14 protein-coding genes and 1 riboswitch are annotated in these 18,944 nt (G+C 35.1%); of the genes, 12 read left to right on the top strand and 2 right to left on the bottom strand.

Going from position 1 to position 18,944, the window contains the following annotated elements; translation table 11 throughout:
* Window positions 1–107: 107 nt before the first annotated feature.
* Window positions 108–186, top strand: a riboswitch (SMK box riboswitch).
* The 6 genes from metK (at window position 184) to cydC (ending at window position 8,891) form a co-directional block, all read left to right on the top strand.
* A complete protein-coding gene (gene metK, locus FC45_RS06440) occupies window positions 184–1,377 on the top strand; it encodes a methionine adenosyltransferase (RefSeq protein ID WP_006588492.1) in 1,194 nt (397 codons plus the stop codon). Its footprint overlaps the riboswitch before it by 3 nt.
* 12 nt (window positions 1,378–1,389) lie before the next feature.
* Entirely contained in the window at window positions 1,390–2,841 is a 1,452-nt protein-coding gene (locus FC45_RS06445) for an MDR family MFS transporter (protein ID WP_006588093.1), read from the top strand.
* A gap of 153 nt (window positions 2,842–2,994) precedes the next feature.
* Window positions 2,995–4,428, top strand: a complete 1,434-nt coding sequence (locus FC45_RS06450; protein ID WP_006585099.1) for a cytochrome ubiquinol oxidase subunit I — start codon at window positions 2,995–2,997, stop codon at window positions 4,426–4,428.
* Window positions 4,429–5,445 (top strand): cytochrome d ubiquinol oxidase subunit II, encoded by a 1,017-nt coding sequence (gene cydB, locus FC45_RS06455; RefSeq protein ID WP_006585098.1) that lies wholly within the window; start codon window positions 4,429–4,431, stop codon window positions 5,443–5,445. It begins immediately after the preceding gene.
* Between the two features lies 1 nt (window position 5,446).
* Entirely contained in the window at window positions 5,447–7,162 is a 1,716-nt protein-coding gene (gene cydD, locus FC45_RS06460) for a thiol reductant ABC exporter subunit CydD (RefSeq protein WP_006585097.1), read from the top strand.
* Entirely contained in the window at window positions 7,155–8,891 is a 1,737-nt protein-coding gene (gene cydC / locus FC45_RS06465; protein WP_006585096.1) for a thiol reductant ABC exporter subunit CydC, read from the top strand. The genes cydD and cydC overlap by 8 nt, the downstream gene beginning before the upstream one ends.
* 4 nt (window positions 8,892–8,895) lie before the next feature.
* Here the strand turns inward: cydC and FC45_RS06470 are convergent, their stop codons facing one another.
* A complete protein-coding gene (locus tag FC45_RS06470) occupies window positions 8,896–9,873 on the bottom strand; it encodes a polyprenyl synthetase family protein (RefSeq protein ID WP_006588094.1) in 978 nt (325 codons plus the stop codon).
* 73 nt (window positions 9,874–9,946) lie between these two features.
* Between FC45_RS06470 and FC45_RS06475 the strand changes: the two genes are divergently transcribed.
* Both FC45_RS06475 and FC45_RS06480 read left to right on the top strand, forming a co-directional pair.
* On the top strand, window positions 9,947–10,846 hold the full coding sequence (locus FC45_RS06475; protein ID WP_006585094.1) for a prenyltransferase: 900 nt from the start codon (window positions 9,947–9,949) through the stop codon (window positions 10,844–10,846).
* A gap of 18 nt (window positions 10,847–10,864) precedes the next feature.
* On the top strand, window positions 10,865–12,076 hold the full coding sequence (locus FC45_RS06480; RefSeq protein WP_006585093.1) for an NAD(P)/FAD-dependent oxidoreductase: 1,212 nt from the start codon (window positions 10,865–10,867) through the stop codon (window positions 12,074–12,076).
* A 51-nt stretch (window positions 12,077–12,127) separates the two neighbouring features.
* On the opposite strand, the gene FC45_RS06485 is transcribed toward FC45_RS06480, so the two are convergent.
* Entirely contained in the window at window positions 12,128–12,772 is a 645-nt protein-coding gene (locus tag FC45_RS06485; RefSeq protein ID WP_006588095.1) for a phosphatase PAP2 family protein, read from the bottom strand.
* Window positions 12,773–13,053: 281 nt separating this feature from the next.
* Here FC45_RS06485 and leuS point away from each other — a divergent pair, with 281 nt between their 5' ends.
* The 4 genes from leuS (at window position 13,054) to FC45_RS06505 (ending at window position 18,899) form a co-directional block, all read left to right on the top strand.
* Complete coding sequence (gene leuS / locus FC45_RS06490; protein ID WP_006585091.1) at window positions 13,054–15,468, top strand: leucine--tRNA ligase; 2,415 nt, start codon at window positions 13,054–13,056, stop codon at window positions 15,466–15,468.
* 90 nt (window positions 15,469–15,558) lie between these two features.
* Window positions 15,559–17,205, top strand: a complete 1,647-nt coding sequence (locus tag FC45_RS06495; protein ID WP_006588096.1) for a putative polysaccharide biosynthesis protein — start codon at window positions 15,559–15,561, stop codon at window positions 17,203–17,205.
* A gap of 56 nt (window positions 17,206–17,261) precedes the next feature.
* Window positions 17,262–18,122: an alpha/beta hydrolase gene (locus tag FC45_RS06500; RefSeq protein ID WP_006588491.1), complete on the top strand. Its 861-nt coding sequence runs from the start codon at window positions 17,262–17,264 to the stop codon at window positions 18,120–18,122.
* A 117-nt stretch (window positions 18,123–18,239) separates the two neighbouring features.
* A complete protein-coding gene (locus tag FC45_RS06505) occupies window positions 18,240–18,899 on the top strand; it encodes a hypothetical protein (RefSeq protein WP_006588098.1) in 660 nt (219 codons plus the stop codon).
* The last annotated feature ends 45 nt before the right edge of the window (window positions 18,900–18,944 follow it).

Below are 18,944 nucleotides of genomic sequence, written 5' to 3' on the forward strand. Positions count from 1 at the left end.
GGTCACAGGTTCGAGCCCTGTATCCTCCATAGTTCCTAAAGAACCACCGTTTAGGTGGTTCTTTTTTTATACCATAGGAACGAATTATTAGAATTATCAATTTATTAGATCGGTTCAAGTCCTGATAGGATTCGTAATGCGAAGATGCCTTGTAACCGAATAGCTTGTCTATAGGGGGACATTATGGAAAAACGTTTATTTACTTCAGAATCAGTTTCAGAAGGACATCCAGATAAGATTGCAGATCAGATATCTGATGCTGTTTTAGATGCCATTTTAAAGCAAGATCCAAATGGGCGTGTTGCTTGTGAGACGATTGTTACTACTGGTATGGTCTTTGTTTTTGGTGAAATTTCAACTTCAGCATATGTTGATATTCAGAGTGTTGTTCGTCAAACAATTTTAGATATTGGTTATAACGACCCAAGTCTTGGTTTTGACGGTAATAATTGTGCTGTTATGGTTGATATTGATGAACAGTCTCCAGATATCGCCGGAGGAGTTGATCACTCAATTGAAACTCGTGACACTAATGATTCAGATGCTTTGGATAAAATAGGTGCAGGAGACCAAGGATTAATGTTTGGTTATGCAATTGATGAAACTCCTGAATTAATGCCATTACCAATTTCATTGGCTCACCGATTGATGAGAAAAGTTGCAGAACTTAGAAAAAAGAATATTCTTACTTGGTTAAGACCTGATAGTAAAGCTCAAGTTACTGTTGAATATGATGAAAATGACCAACCTAAGCGTGTAGATACAGTTGTTATTTCTACTCAAACCGATGCTGAAGTTTCAAATGAAGAAATTAAGCGCGCAATGGTAGAAGATGTAATTAAAACTGTTATTCCTAATGAACTTCTAGATGATGATACAAAATATTTAATTAATCCATCTGGCCGCTTTGTTATTGGTGGACCCAAAGGAGATTCTGGCTTAACTGGTCGAAAAATAATTGTTGATACCTATGGTGGTTATGCACGTCATGGTGGTGGTGCATTCTCTGGTAAAGATGCTACAAAAGTAGATCGTAGTGCCAGTTATGCAGCTAGATACGTTGCAAAAAATATTGTTGCTGCAGGACTTGCCAAGAAATGTGAAGTTCAATTAGCCTACGCAATCGGTGTAGCACACCCTGTTTCAATTAGAATTGATACTGAAGGAACAGGAAAAGTGGCAAATGATGTTTTAGTAAAAGCAGTTAGATCTGTATTTGATTTAAGACCGGCAGGAATTATTGAAATGCTCAATTTAAGACGTCCGATTTATCGTCAAACTGCTGCTTACGGACACTTTGGTAGAACAGATATTGATTTACCTTGGGAAAGAACTGATAAAACCCAAGAAATTTTAGATTACATTAAGGAAAATTAGTAGGTCATATAAATGGAAAAAAAGAAAGTTGCAATTGTTACTTTTGCTATCTTTTTAACTACTTTTATGAGTGCAGTTGAAGGCACAATTGTTTCAACTGCAATGCCAACCATTGTTTCTGATTTAGATGGATTAGAAATTATGAACTGGGTTGTTTCAATATTTTTGCTGATGACTGCAATTTCAACTCCATTATATGGGAAGATGGCTGACCGTTTTGGAAGAAAACCCGTTTTTCTATTCGGAATTTTGGTTTTTGTATTGGGATCGTGTTTATGTGGTCTTTCTCATAATATGCTTCAGTTAATTGTCTTTAGAGTGATTCAAGGAATTGGTTCAGGAGCAATTCAGCCAGTTGCAATTACAATGCTGGCTGATATGTATCCACTTCATAAGCGCGCAAAAATGATAGGACTAAATTCAAGTTTTTGGGGTTTAGCGTCAGTAATTGCTCCTTTACTTGGTGGATTTATTGTCCAACATTTAACTTGGCATTGGGTATTTTATATTAATTTACCTTTTGGTGTTTTAGCTTTTCTATTAATCAGTTTCTTCTTTAAAGAAAAGATTGTCCCTAAGGACGGTAAGTTAGATCTTAGAGGAACTATTTTTTTAGTTAGTTTCTTACTTGCTTTTATGCTCTTTTTGCAGGGCTTAAGTGAAAATTATTCAGTATTGTTGCTAATAAGCTTACTAACTTTAAGTTGTGTTTCTATTTTCTTTTTTAAAAAGGCAGAACAAAAAGCTACAGATCCAATAATGCCACTTGAAATGTTTAAAAATAAAGAATTTGTTGCGCAAAATGCAATTACGCTACTCATTATGGGAGTAGTAATTGGACTTGAATTTTATTTGCCAACGTGGATGCAAGGAATAAATGGCCTACCTGCATCTATTGCGGGGTTTGCTGTAACGCCAAGTGCATTAATGTGGGTGATTGGTTCTTTTATTGCGGGTAGCTTAATGCCCAAATTGGGGTCAAAAAGGCTTATATCCTATTCATTAATATTCTTATTTATAGCGGATTTAGTTTTGGTAGTAATACCAACATATACACAATTTGGGGTGTTTTGCGCTATTACCTTTTTACATGGACTAACTTTTGGGACTATTGCTACAACTACACAAGTTAAAAGTCAAGTAATTGTAGGAAAAGAAAATATTGGTGTTGCCACTGCTTTTAATACTCTTATGAAATATTTAGGACAAACTGTTATGGTTTCAATTTATGGGATTGTTTTTAACAGTGTAATGGCCCATCAGTTAAGTAAGCATTCTAATTTAAATATGTCGATGATGAACAAGGTGGTTAATTCACAAAAGGTTCATCAATTAGCTAAGGACTTGGTACCAGATTTACGGAATGTCCTACATATAAGTTTACAGAGTGTTTATATTACTAGTTTGATAGTAATTATTTTGGCATTTGTAATTAACATAACTTATCATGAAAGTAAAAAATAAACGAACAAAATAAAAGTGCGTAATATCAATTGATATTACGNATATTTATAATTCTTGAAACTGATTTCAACAAGCAGTAAACTGTGATTGAGTGAATATATTATTATTGCTCTTTCCAAATAAATAATAATATATTTTTTGGAGGTGTCTAGAATGAATATTGTTAGTCTTGCAAGATTCCAATTCGCAATGACAACGATTTTTCACTTTTTCTTTGTACCATTTTCAATTGGTACGGTGTTTACAGTCGCTGTAATGGAATCAATGTATGTTCATACTGGCAAAGATGAGTATAAAAAGATGACCAGATTTTGGGGAAACATCTTCTTACTTAGTTTTGCAGTAGGTGTTGTAACTGGGATTATTCAAGAATTCCAGTTTGGGATGAATTGGTCTGATTATGCTAGATTTATGGGAGATATTTTTGGTGCTCCACTAGCATTTGAAGCATTATTATCATTCTTTATTGAATCAACATTCATTGGACTATGGATGTTTACTTGGAATAAGGTTGGTAAAAAGTTACACTTATTCTTTATTTGGATGATTGTTTTTGGGACAGTTACTTCTTCACTATGGATTTTAGCTGCTAACTCATTTATGCAACACCCAGTTGGCTTTACTATTAGAAATGGTAGAGCTGAAATGGTTGATTTTGCTGCCTTATTAACTAATAAGCAATTAGTTTTGGAATTAGGACACGTGTTAACTGGTGCACTTTTAACTGGTGCAACAATTATTACTGGGTTAACTGCCTTTCAATTACTTAAGAAGAAAAACTTATCAGCTGTTAACCAAGAAATCTATCATAAGACAATGCGTTTAGGTCTTCTCTTAATGCTAATTTTCTCGTTAGGTTCAATTGGCATGGGGGATGTACAAATGCAAGCCCTTGTTCATGATCAACCAATGAAATTTGCGGCTACTGAAGCAGTATATAAGACAACAGGTGATGAAGCTCCTTGGACTGTTGTGGGGTTTGCTGATCCGAAGACTCACGAAGTGAAAGGCAAGATTGAAATTCCTGATATGTTGAGTATTCTTTCTTACCACAGCACTAAAGGCTCAGTTAAGGGTATGGAAGAAATCAACTCTGAACTTGAAAAGCGTTATGGTACCCATATTGCCGGTCATAAGATGAATTACTATGTTCCAGTTAATACCCTATTCTGGAGCTTCCGCTTTATGGCTGGATTTGGTTCATTAATGGCTTTAGTTTCAATTGTAGGTTTAGTTATGACTTGCAAGAAGAAGCAAAGCTTATATGAACATCGTTGGTGTTTATGGGTATTAGCATTAATGACCTTTACACCATTTATTGCTAACACTTGTGGTTGGTTAATTACTGAACTTGGCCGTGCACCTTGGACAGTTTATGGTTTATTTACAATTGAACAAAGTGTTTCTCCAAATGTTTCAGTTGCTTCATTGCTAACTTCAAATATTGTTTACTTCTGCTTATTTACTGGTTTAGCTGTTGTTTTAATTAGCTTAATTATTCGCTACTTACACAATGACCCTGATGAATTGGCTAAGAAGGATCAAGCTAGTTTTGCAACTGATCCATTTGCAAAGGGGGCCTTCTAAATGTCAGTCTTACAAATTCTTTGGTTTATCCTAATTGGAGTTCTATTTAGTGGCTTCTTCTTCTTAGATGGTTTTGATTATGGTGTCGGAATGGCAGTTAAAACCTTAGCTCATAACGACGAAGAAAGAGGTCAAGTTATTCAAACAATTGGGCCAGTTTGGGATGGTAATGAAGTATGGTTAATTACTGCTGGTGGTGCGATGTTCGCATCATTCCCATACTGGTATGCCTCACTGTTTTCCGGCTACTACTTAATCTTATTATTGATTCTGGTAGGGTTAATTATTCGTGGTGTTTCATTTGAATTTAGAGCTCAAAGTTCTCAACCAAATAAAAGGATTTGGGATAATGCTTTGGCATTAGGTAGTTTTATTGCTCCATTTTTCTTAGGAGTAATGTTTGTCTCAATGATTAAAGGTATGCCAATTGATGCTAAAGGTAATATGAGCGCTAGCTTCTTTGATTACTTTAACTGGTTCTCAGTTGTTGGCGGCATTGCCTTAACTTTATTAACGTACCTTCATGGCTTGAATTATATTGTTTTGAGAACTAAAGGCGTTATCTGTGATCGCGCTCGCAACTATGCTCAAGCACTTTATTGGGTACTTTACGCAGGCGAAGTGGTCTTTGCCTTGTTATTGCTATTTCAAACTGACTTTATCAAGGTACATCCAATTTTGACTTTGATTTGCCTAGTGCTAATTGTAGCATTCTCAGTTGCTGGACATGTCTCAGTCTTTAGCAATCATCAAGGTTATGCCTTCACATTTAGTGGCTTAACTTTAATTTCATTGGTAGCTTTGATTTTCTGTGGATTATTCCCAAGATTAATGATTTCATCTATCAGCAGTAACTTTGATTTGATGATTAAGACAGCTTCATCATCAAATTACACTTTGACAGTTATGACAATTGCAACCTTTATTTTCGTTCCAATTGTTCTTGCTTATACAATTTGGTCATACTGGATTTTCCGCAAGAGAATCGAGATGCCTGCAGTAGGAGAAGGATATTAAGATGATTGATCAACACCTATTTAAACTTGCTGGTGCTGGTTCAATTTTGAAAAAGCTTGCAGTACTTGAAGTTCTGCAGGCTTTTTTGATTATTGGCCAGGCTTTATCGTTAAGTGCAGTTTTAACAACTCTTTGGCAAGGGAAGAAGTTAAACTGGCAGTATCTATTAATCTTTATTGTTTGCCTTACTGGTAGACAGCTAATTGATTTGCTTAAAGATAAAATGCTGGAAACTTATTCTAGTCAAGAAGTCGAAAAGTTGCGTCAGCAGTTATTAAATAAGATTTTTAAATCTGGCCAATCCTTAGTTCAAAGCCAAGGGACTGGGAGTTTAATTACGATGGCTTTATATGGAATTGATGAAGTTCGGGATTATATCAAGCTGATTTATACTAAAGTTTTAGCGATGATGATAATTCCTATTTTGCTTTTTATTGCCATGCTCTTTATTAACTGGCAGTCAGCTCTGGGGCTGTTATTGATGTATCCGCTGATTGTACTGTTCATGATCATTTTGGGTTATGCTGCTAAAGACCGGGCAAGTAAGCAATTTGGTGATTTTCAAAAACTATCTAATAACTTTATCGATTCACTACGTGGAATTGATACCTTGAAATATTTAGGCCTGAGTAAAAGATATTCAAAAAGTATTTTTCGTGTCAGCGAAGATTTTCGCCATAAAACGATGGCAGTCCTTAAAGTGGCGATGCTTTCAACTTTTGCCTTAGATTTCTTTACTACGCTATCAATTGCTGTCGTAGCAGTATATTTGGGCTTTGGCCTTTTAAATGGACAATTGCCATTATATCCAGCTTTATCAATTCTGATTTTAGCGCCTGAGTATTTCTTACCAATCAGAAATTTTGCTAGTGATTATCATGCAACCTTAAATGGTAAGAATGCTTTCAAGCGAATTAATGAATTAATTAGTCGCCCAATGCAAGCTAGTGCTGATTTAGCGATTGAACCTTGGAATTCAAAGAGTGAACTTAAGTTAGAAAACTTAGAATTTAACTATAATAATCAAACTGAAATAGGGCCAGTTTCAGTTGAAATTAAGGGCTATGAAAAAGTTGGTATTATTGGGATGAGTGGTTCTGGTAAGTCAACTTTGATTAATTTATTAAGTGGCTTTTTACCACCAAAATCAGGAAAAATAATAATTGATGGACAAAAAGCCGCAACTTTAAATATTCCAGCTTGGCATCAGCAGATGCTTTATATTCCGCAGAATCCTTACGTTTTTACTGCTAGTTTACGTGAAAATATTGCCTTCTATACTCCTGAGGCAAGTGATGCTGAAATTATGAAGGCGATTCATGTCGTGAGCTTAGATGAATTAGTATCAGAACTGCCAGAAGGACTTGATACAATTATCGGTCAAGGTAAGCGGGTCTTATCAGGTGGACAAGCACAAAGAATTGCACTTGCGCGGGCATTCTTAGATAAAACTAGAAAAGTAATGTTATTTGATGAACCGACTGCTCACTTAGACATAGAAACTGAGGTTGATTTGAAGAAGCAAATGTTGCCACTAATGGAAAATAGATTAGTCATCTTTGCTACTCACCGTCTGCACTGGTTAAAAGAAATGGATTATATTTTGGTTATGCATGAAGGCAAGTTGGTTCAGCAAGGCACATTTGACGAATTAACAAAAGAAGCAGGTTATTTTACCAAATTAACGCAAGAAATGCGGGGGACTAAGAATGTTTAACAAAATTCCAATTATTCAAGCGCTTAAAGAGGACCGATGGGTTAAGCCGTTTTTGAAGCGATACAAAAAAACATTAGTCCTTGCAATTTCTTTAGGGATTCTAACTTTTGTTTGTGCAGCGGGATTAATGTTTTGTGCGGGCTTTTTAATTAGTAAGTCTGCCACCAAGCCGGAAAATATTTTGCTAGTTTATGTGCCGATTGTTTTGACTAGAGCCTTCGGAATTGGTAGACCAGCCTTGCAATATTTGGAAAGATTGGCGAGTCATAACTGGGTCTTTCAGATGACTTCGAAGTTTAGACAGAACCTTTATGATGCCTTAGAAGTAGATGCAACTAAGTTTAATAGTAAATATCAACTAGGTGATATCTTAGGACTTCTTTCAGATGATGTTAGTCACATTCAAAATCTATATTTGCGGTCTATTTTTCCAATGTTTGTTGCCTGGGGCTTATATGCAATTATAGTAGTTGCACTCGGCTTTTTAACACCGTTAATGGGTTTATGGATGCTTCTTGTTTTCGGAATTATGATTTTTGCTATTCCTATCTGGTCAATTATTGTTAATGGGTCTAAGCAAAGCTTTGAAAAAGAGGCACGTGACCGACTCTATGTCGACTTGACTGATAATGTGATGGGGGTTAGTGATTGGGTCCTTTCAGGACGTAGCCAAGAATTCTTAAAGCTTCATGTTGATAATCAAGCTAAGATGGTTGAAGTTCAACAACAAATAAAGAGTTTTGAACGTAAACGGAATTTTATAGTTCAAATGTTTTACTTGTTAGTTATTGTCAGCTTAATTATTTGGGGTGCTGGTAAATTTGCTCATGCTACTAACTGGATTGCAGCTTTTGTTTTAGCGGTATTTCCATTAAACGAAGCAATTGCTGGCTTACCTGCTGCAGGACAAGAGACTAATGTCTATGAAAAATCACTAAGACGGCTAAATAAGTTAAAAACAGAAAAAATTACTAATAACGAAAAAATTCAAATTGAAGCTCCATATAACTTACTTTTAAAGGATGTTCATTACACTTATCCTAAGACTGATAAAGAAGTTTTAAGCGGGATTAATCTCAAGATAGTGGCTGGTGAAAAAATAGCAATTTTAGGCCAAAGTGGAGCAGGAAAAAGCACGCTAGCTAGCTTACTGCGCGGAGATCGGTTACCTAGTCAAGGTAGCATTAGCTTAAATGGCATTCCAACTGCCAAATTTGGTGATCAAATTGCTAATTATTTTAGTGTGATTAACCAAAAGCCTTACTTGTTTAACACCACGATTGCTAACAATTTGCGTTTAGGTAATGAAACAGCAAGTGATGAGCAAATTTGGGATGCCTTAGATAGAGTTGGCTTACTTGAAATGGTGAAAAAATTGCCTCAAAAGTTAGATACCAAAGTAGATGAAGCGGGGTTGCGTTTTTCTGGTGGTGAACGTCATCGTTTAGCCTTAGCTAGAATCTTATTACAAGATGCTCCAATTGTTTTACTAGATGAGCCAACAGTAGGGCTAGACTCAGTAACTGAACAAGCTGTTATTGACACCTTTAATCAGCAATTAGTTGGGAAAACAATGATTTGGATAACACACCACTTGCAAGGAATTGATAAGATGGACCAAGTCTTGTTTATTGAACATGGTCAAATTGTCATCCAAGGTAGTCCAAATGAATTATGGGAAAATAGTAGTCGCTTTAGGGAACTAAAAAAAGCTGACCAAGGTCTTTGATCAGCTAAAAAGTTCTTTGCAAAAGTTCTTTTGCCATTTTTTCTAAAATTTTAACAGCAGGATTTGGTGCTAATTTTGCTAGTTCAGCTATACCTTTTTGGGCATAATTTTGCGCTAGTTGTTTACTTTCAGTGATTGCGCCACTATCAATAACAATTGCTTGAATTTGCTTAATATCTTTAACAGTCATTGCAGTTCTCTTATTTAAAAGTGGCAATAATTGTGCCTTTAAGTCGGGCTGTTTTAAGGTAAGTAAAAGTGGTAGAGAATAAACGCCTGTAGGTAAGTCTTCGAGCATTGGTTTATTTAATTGACTGCTACCACGATAATCTAAGATATCATCGATAATTTGAAAGGCAATTCCTAAGTCTTCCGCAAAATTAGCTAAAATTTGCGTTTGCTCCAGATTTCCCCCAGCAAAGTGAGCGCCTTCTTCAGCTGCTAGGCGAAAGAGGGTAGCGGTTTTACCTTTAATATCGGCTAGGTAATCGTCAAATGTTTGCTCAAGATTAAAACGCTGATTCATTTGGCCAAGTTCTCCATTTAAAATTTGGCGCATAGTCTGAGCATTGAGCCGAAGGTATTCAGGTTCATTCACATCTAGCATTAAGTCAAAAAAATTTGTAAAAAGTAAGTCCCCAGCATAAACAGCAACATCTTTGCCGAAAGCAAACTGAATACTGGGTTTACCACGTCTTTTATCAGAATCATCAATGACATCATCGTGGATTAAAGTTGCCATATGTAAAGTTTCAATTGCAGTGGCAATTTGAATAATTTGTTTATTAGTTTTACCAACAGCATGAGCTGCTAAAAGCACCAGACTTGGACGAAGATATTTACCACCATTATCGGCCATTTCTTTCAATGCTGATTCTAAATTCTTATTTGGCGCATGCATTGTTTGCTTGAGAAGCTCATTTACTTGAGCTAATTCATTGGCAATTAGTGGATATTTTTTCCAAGGTTTTGAATTAGTCATAAATTTTTCCTTAACTATTTTAAATAAAAAATCGATAATATAAGTGGCATCAAAAATGAGAGGAAGTGGCTTGATGTCAGTTGCGACTTTTTTAGAACTAGTAGAAATAAAAGCTAAATCTGCTAGTGTTTTACCTTTTATCTTAGGTCTTTCTTATAGCATTTATTATTATCATTCCATAAATTGGCTAGTGTCAATTGCCTTTTTTGTTGCAATGTTTATGTTTAACATGGTGGTTGATATGCTTGATAACTACAATGACTATTATCACGCAGATAGTCAGGTTTACCAACAAAAAACTAATATCATCGGTAGAGAAAATATCTCACCAAAATTAGTACGTAATTTAATTATAGTTTTTACTGTAATTTCGGCACTAATTGGTCTATGGTTAGTTTATAAAACAGGATTAGCTGTTTTATGGATGGGAGTATTTTGCTTCTTTATAGGATATGCTTATTCATCAGGGCCACTACCTATTTCAAGTTTGCCATTTGGTGAACTAGCATCAGGCTTTACTATGGGCTTTATGATTGTTTTGTTAAGTGTCTACTTAAATAGCTACCAAGTCTTTAATTGGAGTCTTTTAACTTTAGCAAAGATATTTTTACTAGCTTTACCAGATGAATTGTGGATATCCAATTTAATGCTGGCTAACAATATTTGCGATGCACAAGAAGATGAAGATAATCACCGCAAGACTATCATTCACTTTATCGGTAAGAAGTGGGCATTGAAGTTTTTTGTTATTAAGAACATTTTGGCTTTACTAGTAGTGCTTATTTTGCCTTGGCTTAAGTTAGCACCAATGACGGTAATGTTAACAATTTTAATTGCGCCAATTATTTATAAGCAAACTCGCATCTTTTTAGCTGAGCAGGTAAAAACTAAGACTTTTATCTGTGCAGTTAAGATTCTCTTAATGGGTTCTTTGATTTATGCACTTACTTATTTAATCGGAGCATTAATTTAATAGAAAAGAGGAGTATCTATGAAAAATATTGTAGTTTTGGGCGCAGGTTACGCAGGTTTGAAGACTGTTGTCGCTTTACAAAAAAAGTTAAAGAATGAAGTTCATATCACCTTAGTAGATAGAAATCCTTATCACTACGAAACTATGCGACTTTATGAAGTTGCTTCTGGAGCCTACCCTTATACTCGCATGTCTTATGAATTAGCTGATGTCTTAAATCCTAAGATGACAGACTTAATCGTTGATGAAGTTGAAAAAGTTAACATTCATGAAAAGACTGTTGATTTAAAGAATCATGGCGCTATTGCTTATGACTACTGCGTTTTAGGTTTAGGCTTTGTCTTAAGTGACATGGGAGTTCGCGGGGCAAAAGAAAATGCTTTGCCAATGAGCAATGTCAAAGAAGCAGAAGCAATTCGTGACCACATCTATGCTGAAATGAAGGCCTACAAGCAAGACCGCGATATTAAGCATTTATCAATTGTCATTTGTGGTGCAGGCTTCCAAGCAATTGAACTTGCTGGTGCTTTAGCTGAAGCAAGACCCCGCCTTGCCAAAATGGCTGAAGCTAAACCAGAAGATATTCGAATTCAAATGATTGATGCTTCACCCCGTCTTTTACCAATGTTCCAAGGTAAGCTGTTAGATTACGCTTTAGGCTTACTTGATAAGAACAAGATTGAAATTATTAAGCCAGCCTTTGTCCAAGAAGTAACTAACGATTCGGTTATTTACAAGATGAAAGATGATGATCAAGCTAAAGAAATTAAAGCTGGAATCAGAATTTGGATGACAGGCTTTAGTGGTAGTCCTGTAATTGACAAGTCATGGTTTAAGAATCGTCGTGGCCGGGTAATGGTCACAGATCATTTGACTGCTCCTGAAAGTGATGATATTTATGTTTTAGGGGATGTATCAAGTGTAATGGTACCTGGTAAGAAGTGGCCATGGCCTAACACCGCACAAATGGCTCTTTCAATGGCTAATTATGCAGCAAAAGATATTCAAAGCCGAGTAAATCAACAAGCTCGTCCAGCTAAGTATGAATATCATGACTTGGGTGTTGTGGTTGCGATTGGTGAAACCCAAGCTGCAGGTAAGGCACTGGGCGTGGGCTACAAAGGCTACTTAGCATCTGCGTTGAAGAAGATTATTATTGATAAGTCTTTGATGGAAACTGGTGGCTTAAAAGAGACCTTCTCAGTTGGTAGATTTGACTTATATCATTAAAATTAATCAAGCAAAAAGACTATCGGATTTTTCCGATAGCCTTTTGTGTTATTATTTGTCATTATTTTTGAATAATTTACTTTGAAAAATTAATAGCCCTAATAGAAAATAAGTAATTGCTTCAATGAAGCCTCCAAGTACATCGCTAGGATAATGGACATGGACATAAATTCGGCTCATTCCAATAATAAAAGGAATAATTGGAAGAATGATTAATAATAAGCGTTTTAATAGCCCTTTATTCATTAAGATAAGGACCACTACAAATAAAACTAAGCAAATTGACATACTTCCGGCTGAATGACCACTTGGAAATGAATAACCAGTTGCTTTTACTAAATGAGAAACTGCTGGACGGGGACGCTGTACAATATGTTTTAGTAGCCAGTTGTTTCCATTAGCAAGAGCCATTACAAAGGTACTAAAACCAGCTAATGCATATTTTCTTTTCAAAAGTAAAAATATTACTAAGACTACGGTGTATCCAATGACTACAGGAGTATTAGCTAGAACTGTTAAATGCTTCAAAATAAATAATTCAGTTTTATTTTGATTAGCAATTAAATTTATAAAAAGTTTGTCGAACCCTTTAATAAAGCTTGCCTGATAAGCAACACTAAATGCCCAAAATGCATAAAAAGCACTTGAAATAATAGCTAATATACTAAAACAAGTAAGATAATTTTTTTCTTTCATAAATATTCACCTTTGTTAAAATTAAGCTTATGTGGTAAATTATAATTATTGTCAATAAGATAATAAAGGGTAAGGAGTAGTAAAAGTTAGTTACTTATTTAGAGAAGAGTCGGTTGGTGCAAGACTTTAAGTAGCGCTTTGAACTCGCCTTTTTATTAGCCCAGAGTCTGGTATCGCTTTAAGATACTATTGAGTGTCATGTGTATGCATGGAACTTAGGTGGTACCGCGAATTTTCGTCCTATGATTTTTTCATAGGACTTTTTTATTAGGAGGATAAATATGTATAACCACAAAGTAGTTGAAAAGAAGTGGCAAAAGTATTGGACAGAACACAATACTTTTAAAACTGGCACAGATCCAAAGAAGAAGAATTACTATGCCTTAGATATGTTCCCATTTCCATCTGGTAAAGGGCTTCATGTAGGTCACCCAGAAGGCTATACTGCAACTGATATTGTTTCTAGAATGAAGCGTGCACAAGGCTATAATGTGCTTCACCCAATGGGTTGGGATGCATTTGGCTTGCCAACTGAACAATACGCTTTAAAGACTGGGCAAGATCCAGCTATCGTAACTGATGAAAATATTGCTAACTTTAAAAAGCAACTTAATATGTTGGGCTTTTCTTATGATTGGGATCGTGAAGTTAGAACTAGTGATCCTAACTTTTACAAGTGGACACAATGGGTCTTTGAACAAATGTACAAGATGGGACTTGCCTATGAAGCAGAAGTTCCTGTTAACTGGTCACCAGATTTAGGAACTGTTGTTGCTAACGAAGAAATCGTTGATGGTAAGACTGAACGAGGTGGTTATCCTGTTTACCGCCGGAATATGCGTCAATGGATGCTTAAGATGACAGCTTACGCTGATCGTTTATTGGAAGATTTAGATGATTTAGATTGGCCAGAACCAGTTAAGGAAATGCAAAGAAACTGGATTGGTCGTTCTGAAGGTGCACAAGTGCGCTTTAAGATTAAAGATAGCGACAAGAGTTTTGAAGTATATACTACTCGCCCAGACACCTTATACGGCGTTTGCTACACTGTCTTAGCTCCAGAAAATCCCCTTGTTAAGGAAATTACCACACCTGAACAAAAGGCTGCTGTTGAAGCTTATATCAAGGAAGTTGAATCAAAGTCTGACCTTGAAAGAACAGATTTGAATAAAGATAAGAGTGGTGTCTTTACTGGTGCCTTTGCAATTAACCCTGTTAATGGTGAAGAAGTTCCGGTTTGGATTGGTGACTATGTTTTAGCAAGTTATGGTACTGGTGCTGTCATGGCAGTTCCAGCTCACGATCAAAGAGATTACGAATTTGCTAAGAAGCATGATTTACCAATGAAGCGGGTAATTGAAGGTGGCGACTTAGATAAAGAAGCCTTTGTAGATGATGGTGTTCACGTAAATAGTGATATCTTAGATGGCCTAAACATCGCTGACGCTAAGAAGAAGATTATCGCTTACCTTGAAGAACATAATTTTGGTGAAGCTAAGGTTAACTATAAGCTTCGCGACTGGGACTTCAGTCGTCAAAGATACTGGGGTGAACCAATTCCAGTAATTCACTGGGAAGATGGCGAAACTACTTTAGTTCCTGAAGATGAATTGCCACTTGTTTTACCACATGCAACAGATATCAAGCCAAGTGGTACCCCAGAAAGCCCACTTGCTAACTTGACTGATTGGGTTAACGTAGTTGATGAAAATGGCCGTAAAGGTAAGCGTGAAACTAACACTATGCCTAACTGGGCTGGTTCTTCATGGTACTACTTACGTTATATTGATCCACACAACAATGAAAAGTTAGGTGACTATGAATTATTTAAGAAGTGGTTACCAGTTGACTTGTACATTGGTGGTGCAGAACACGCCGTTCGTCACTTACTTTACGCAAGATTCTGGCATAAGGTTCTTTACGACTTGGGTGTTGTTCCAACCAAGGAACCATTCCAAAAGTTATACAACCAAGGTTTAATCTTGAAAGACCACGACAAGATGAGTAAGTCTAAGGGTAACGTCGTTAACCCAGATGAAGTTATTGAAGAATATGGTGCTGACTCACTTAGAACTTATGAAATGTTCATGGGTCCATTAGATGCTTCAATTGACTGGGATGACAATGGCCCAGCTTCAACTAAGAAGTTCTTAGATCGTGTATGGCGTTTATTTGTTAATGACTTAGACTTAGATCCAATTGTTAGTGATAAGGTTGTTAAAGAAAATGATGGCAGTTTAGATAAGGTTTATAATCAAACCGTGAAGAAGGTTACTGAAGACTTTGAAAACTTGCACTTTAATACTGCTATTTCACAAATGATGGTCTTTGTAAATGAAGCTCAAAAGGCTAAGACAATTCCAATGGAATATGCTGAAGGCTTTGTTAAGTTATTAGCACCTGTTGCGCCTCACATGATGGAAGAAATCTGGCAAGTACTTGGTCACGATGAAAGTATCTCTTACGCTGAATGGCCAAAATTTGACCCAGCCAAGTTAGTTGAATCAACTGTTGAAATTATGGTTCAAGTTAATGGTAAGTTACGTGGTAAGTTCACTGCTAATAAAGATGCTGCTAAAGACGAACTTGAAAAAGCAGCTATGGCAGATCATCACGTGCAAAAATTCCTTGAAGGTAAAGATGTGAAGAAGGTTATTGTAATTCCAAACAAGATTGTTAACATCGTTGCTAAATAGGTTAATTTTTTCCTAAATAGAGCTAATTCTATTAGTTTGATTTTTTTGGATAGTAGAATTAATACATAACATTCTTGAATGGAAAAAAGTATGGAAAATAAAAATATAGAAAATAAAGATTCCCAAGCTCAGCTTTTAAAGGGTTCTGCTTGGATGACAGCTGGTTCTATTCTTTCACGAATTTTAGGTGCATTGTATATCATTCCATGGTATGCATGGATGGGAAAAGATGGAAATTTAGCTAATGCAATTACTGCTCAAAGCTATAATATTTATAGTTTATTTATTATAGTTTCAACGGCTGGAATTCCTGGCGCAGTTGCTAAACAAATTGCTAAGTATAATGCTTTAAATGAATATGGGGTATCTCGTAAGCTATTTCATCGTGGATTGCTCTTAATGATAGGTTTTGGAATTGTTTGTGCTGGGCTGATGTTTGGTCTTGCTCCGATATTAGCAGGACAAGATGCAAGACAAGTTCCAGTTTTAAAGAGTCTATCTTATGCAATCTTAATCATTCCTTTGATGAGTCTCATGCGTGGCTACTTTCAAGGTTTTAATGACATGATGCCCAGTGCTTTATCGCAGTTTATTGAGCAACTTGCTCGAGTAGCATGGATGCTTATGACTGCATATGTCATTATGAAGATACAAGATGGAAACTATTTGCGAGCAGTTACCCAATCTAATTTAGCTGCAGCAATTGGTGCAATGTTTGGAATTTTACTTTTGGTATATTACTACCAAAAGCAAAAGGCTAAGATGGATAACCTAGTTGAAAATTCTAATAATGAACTACAAGTATCGACCAATAGCTTATTACTAGAAATAGTCCAACAGTCAATTCCATTTATTATTATTGATTCAGGAATTAATATTTTTCAGTTAGTTGATCAATATACGTTCCATCCAATCATGGCTAGCTTTGTTCATGCCAGTTTTGATCAGATTGAAAGTATGTATGCCTTGTTTGGTCTAAATGCTAATAAGCTGATTATGATTATTGTGTCTTTATCCACAGCTATGGCAGTTACTGCAATTCCTCTTTTATCAGGTGCTAAGGCAAGAAGAGATTATCAAGATATTCGTAAGCAAATTGAAAATACTTTGGAATTATTCTTTTTCTTCATGATTCCATCTGCTTTTGGTATGGCAGCTATTAGTACGCCTATTTACACTATTTTTTATAGTTTTGATCCTGTTGGCAGTAATGTGTTATTCATTGCATCATTTACAGCTATTATCTTAGGATTATTTACAGTTTTAATGGCGGTTCAGCAGGGATTGTCAGAAAATATTCTTGCCATAAAGTACTTAGTTGTTGGTCTAATTGTTAAGTGTATAATCCAATATCCACTTATTCGCTTGTTCCAAGTTAATGGACCTTTGATTGCGACAGATTTAGCATTCTTATTTACAATTTTGCTTTCTTTGAAGCACTTAAAAGTTGCCTTTCACTTTAATTTTAAGAGAACTAAACGGCGCTTTATTGGAATAATGAGTTTTTCAGCAATAATGTTTATAGTGATTTTTGCTTTACAATTTATTCTTGGTAAATTCATTCCAGCAGATCGTCGAATTACTGCAATGATTTTAGTTGCAATTTGCGTAGTAGTTGGTGCATTAGTTTATGGTTTCTTAGCATTAATTAGTGGATTAGCACACAGTATTTTAGGATCTAAAATTAGCAAATTAGAAAGAAAATTACATATCAATTACTATAATCCTAAACATTAAAAGTCTGCCTGAGTGCAGGCTTTTTTTGTTAAGTTAACAGAAAAGAGTAATCAATGATGAAAAATATACTAAAGATTTTAGCTTGCATCTTTGCTTGTTTCACTTTGACGGCTTGTGCTGCAGTTAAAAAAGCAAGTAAAAATAAAGCTAATGTACCTGTTCAAACTATTAAACAGGCTGATAAAGGGACTGTGACTTTCTTTTTTCATGGTTGGGGTTCAAGCATTAATGCTGAAAAGCAGATGGTAAATGCGGCTAAAAAAGCTGGTGTTACTAAAGATGTATTAACTGTAATAGTTGATAAAAATGGAGTAGCTCATATTCAAAATGCTATTTCTAAACAAGCAAAAAATCCAATTGTAAAAGTTGGATATTTGGATAACGAAAATACTGATTATCATACAGATGCTAAGTATGCTTATGCCGCAATTATGGCTGTACAAAAGCAATATCATTATAAGAAAATGAATTTAGTAGGCCATTCAATGGGGAATATGAGTATTATGTACTTATTGATGGACTATGGAAAAAGAAAAAGCTTGCCTAAGTTGGAAAAACAGGTAGATATAGCAGGTCATTTTAATGGGATTATTGCCTATGATAAAACTTCTTATACTACTTTGGATCATGATGGTAAACCTAAACAAATGAATGATATCTACAAAGAATTGCTAAAGATGAAATCCTTATATCCTAAAGGCGTATCGATTTTGAACATTTATGGTAATTTAAATGATGGCAGCAATTCTGATGGGATAGTATCTAACGTTTCCTCACGTTCACTCAAGTATTTACTAGCACCGCATGCTAATTCATATACAGAAAAAGAAATTTTAGGGAAAATGGGGCAGCATAGTAAACTTCATGAAAACGAGCAAGTGGATCAAGTGTTGATTAAGTTTTTATGGAATAGATGAAGCATTATATACAATTAATATGTATTGTAGTTTATTTTCAATTTGATTATATAAAGGCTTTTTAAATCGGTATAATGATATATACTGAAACATTTAGTTTTGGGTGGAGGAATAAGTATGAAAAAAGCGAAAATTAAGTTGGATAAAACTTGGATAATCGGTTTGCTAGCGATAGTATTTGTTTTAATTATCGGAGTTACATATATTTTGGTAAGTAATGATATCCCTTCGACAAGTTCGAAAAATTTACAAACTACGAAGGTAAGCAGCAATCCTAAAAAAGAACTCCCTCTTGCAAATGATAATGGAGAAAAGCATCATTTATTAATTAATGTTGATTCTAATATAAAAAAAGTTACTCCCGCTAATGTTGATTCACTGGTTAACAAAAATAATACTGATATGAAAACACTAAATTGTTATCAATTTGGTGTTTGTGTCTTAGATTTTATAAGTAATAATGTTCATAATCCTAATTATTTAAAGCTTTGGAAAACTGCACTTAAAACAAAGCAAGTTGAAGTTAGTCTTGTTACAGATGCTAATAATGTCCCCGCTTTTGTAAATAAAGGGACTATCTATAAAGTTAAAGTGAATAATGATGAAGTCTATTATTCATTAGATAAGAAAAATAATGTTCATTATTTTGATAGTTCTGATAGGGCATCTCTTATTGAAATTGGATCAATCAAATTAAGACAGATTCTTTTGGCCGTTAATCAACCACAAAATCAATCTAAAGTAAAACAAGTAATTAAATATGTAGATGTTAAGTAACATTAACTGCTTATTTGGAAACTGTCAAATTTTTTGTGTAAATAG

Source organism: Lactobacillus jensenii DSM 20557, assembly GCF_001436455.1.
GTDB classification, from domain to species: Bacteria; Bacillota; Bacilli; order Lactobacillales; family Lactobacillaceae; genus Lactobacillus; species Lactobacillus jensenii.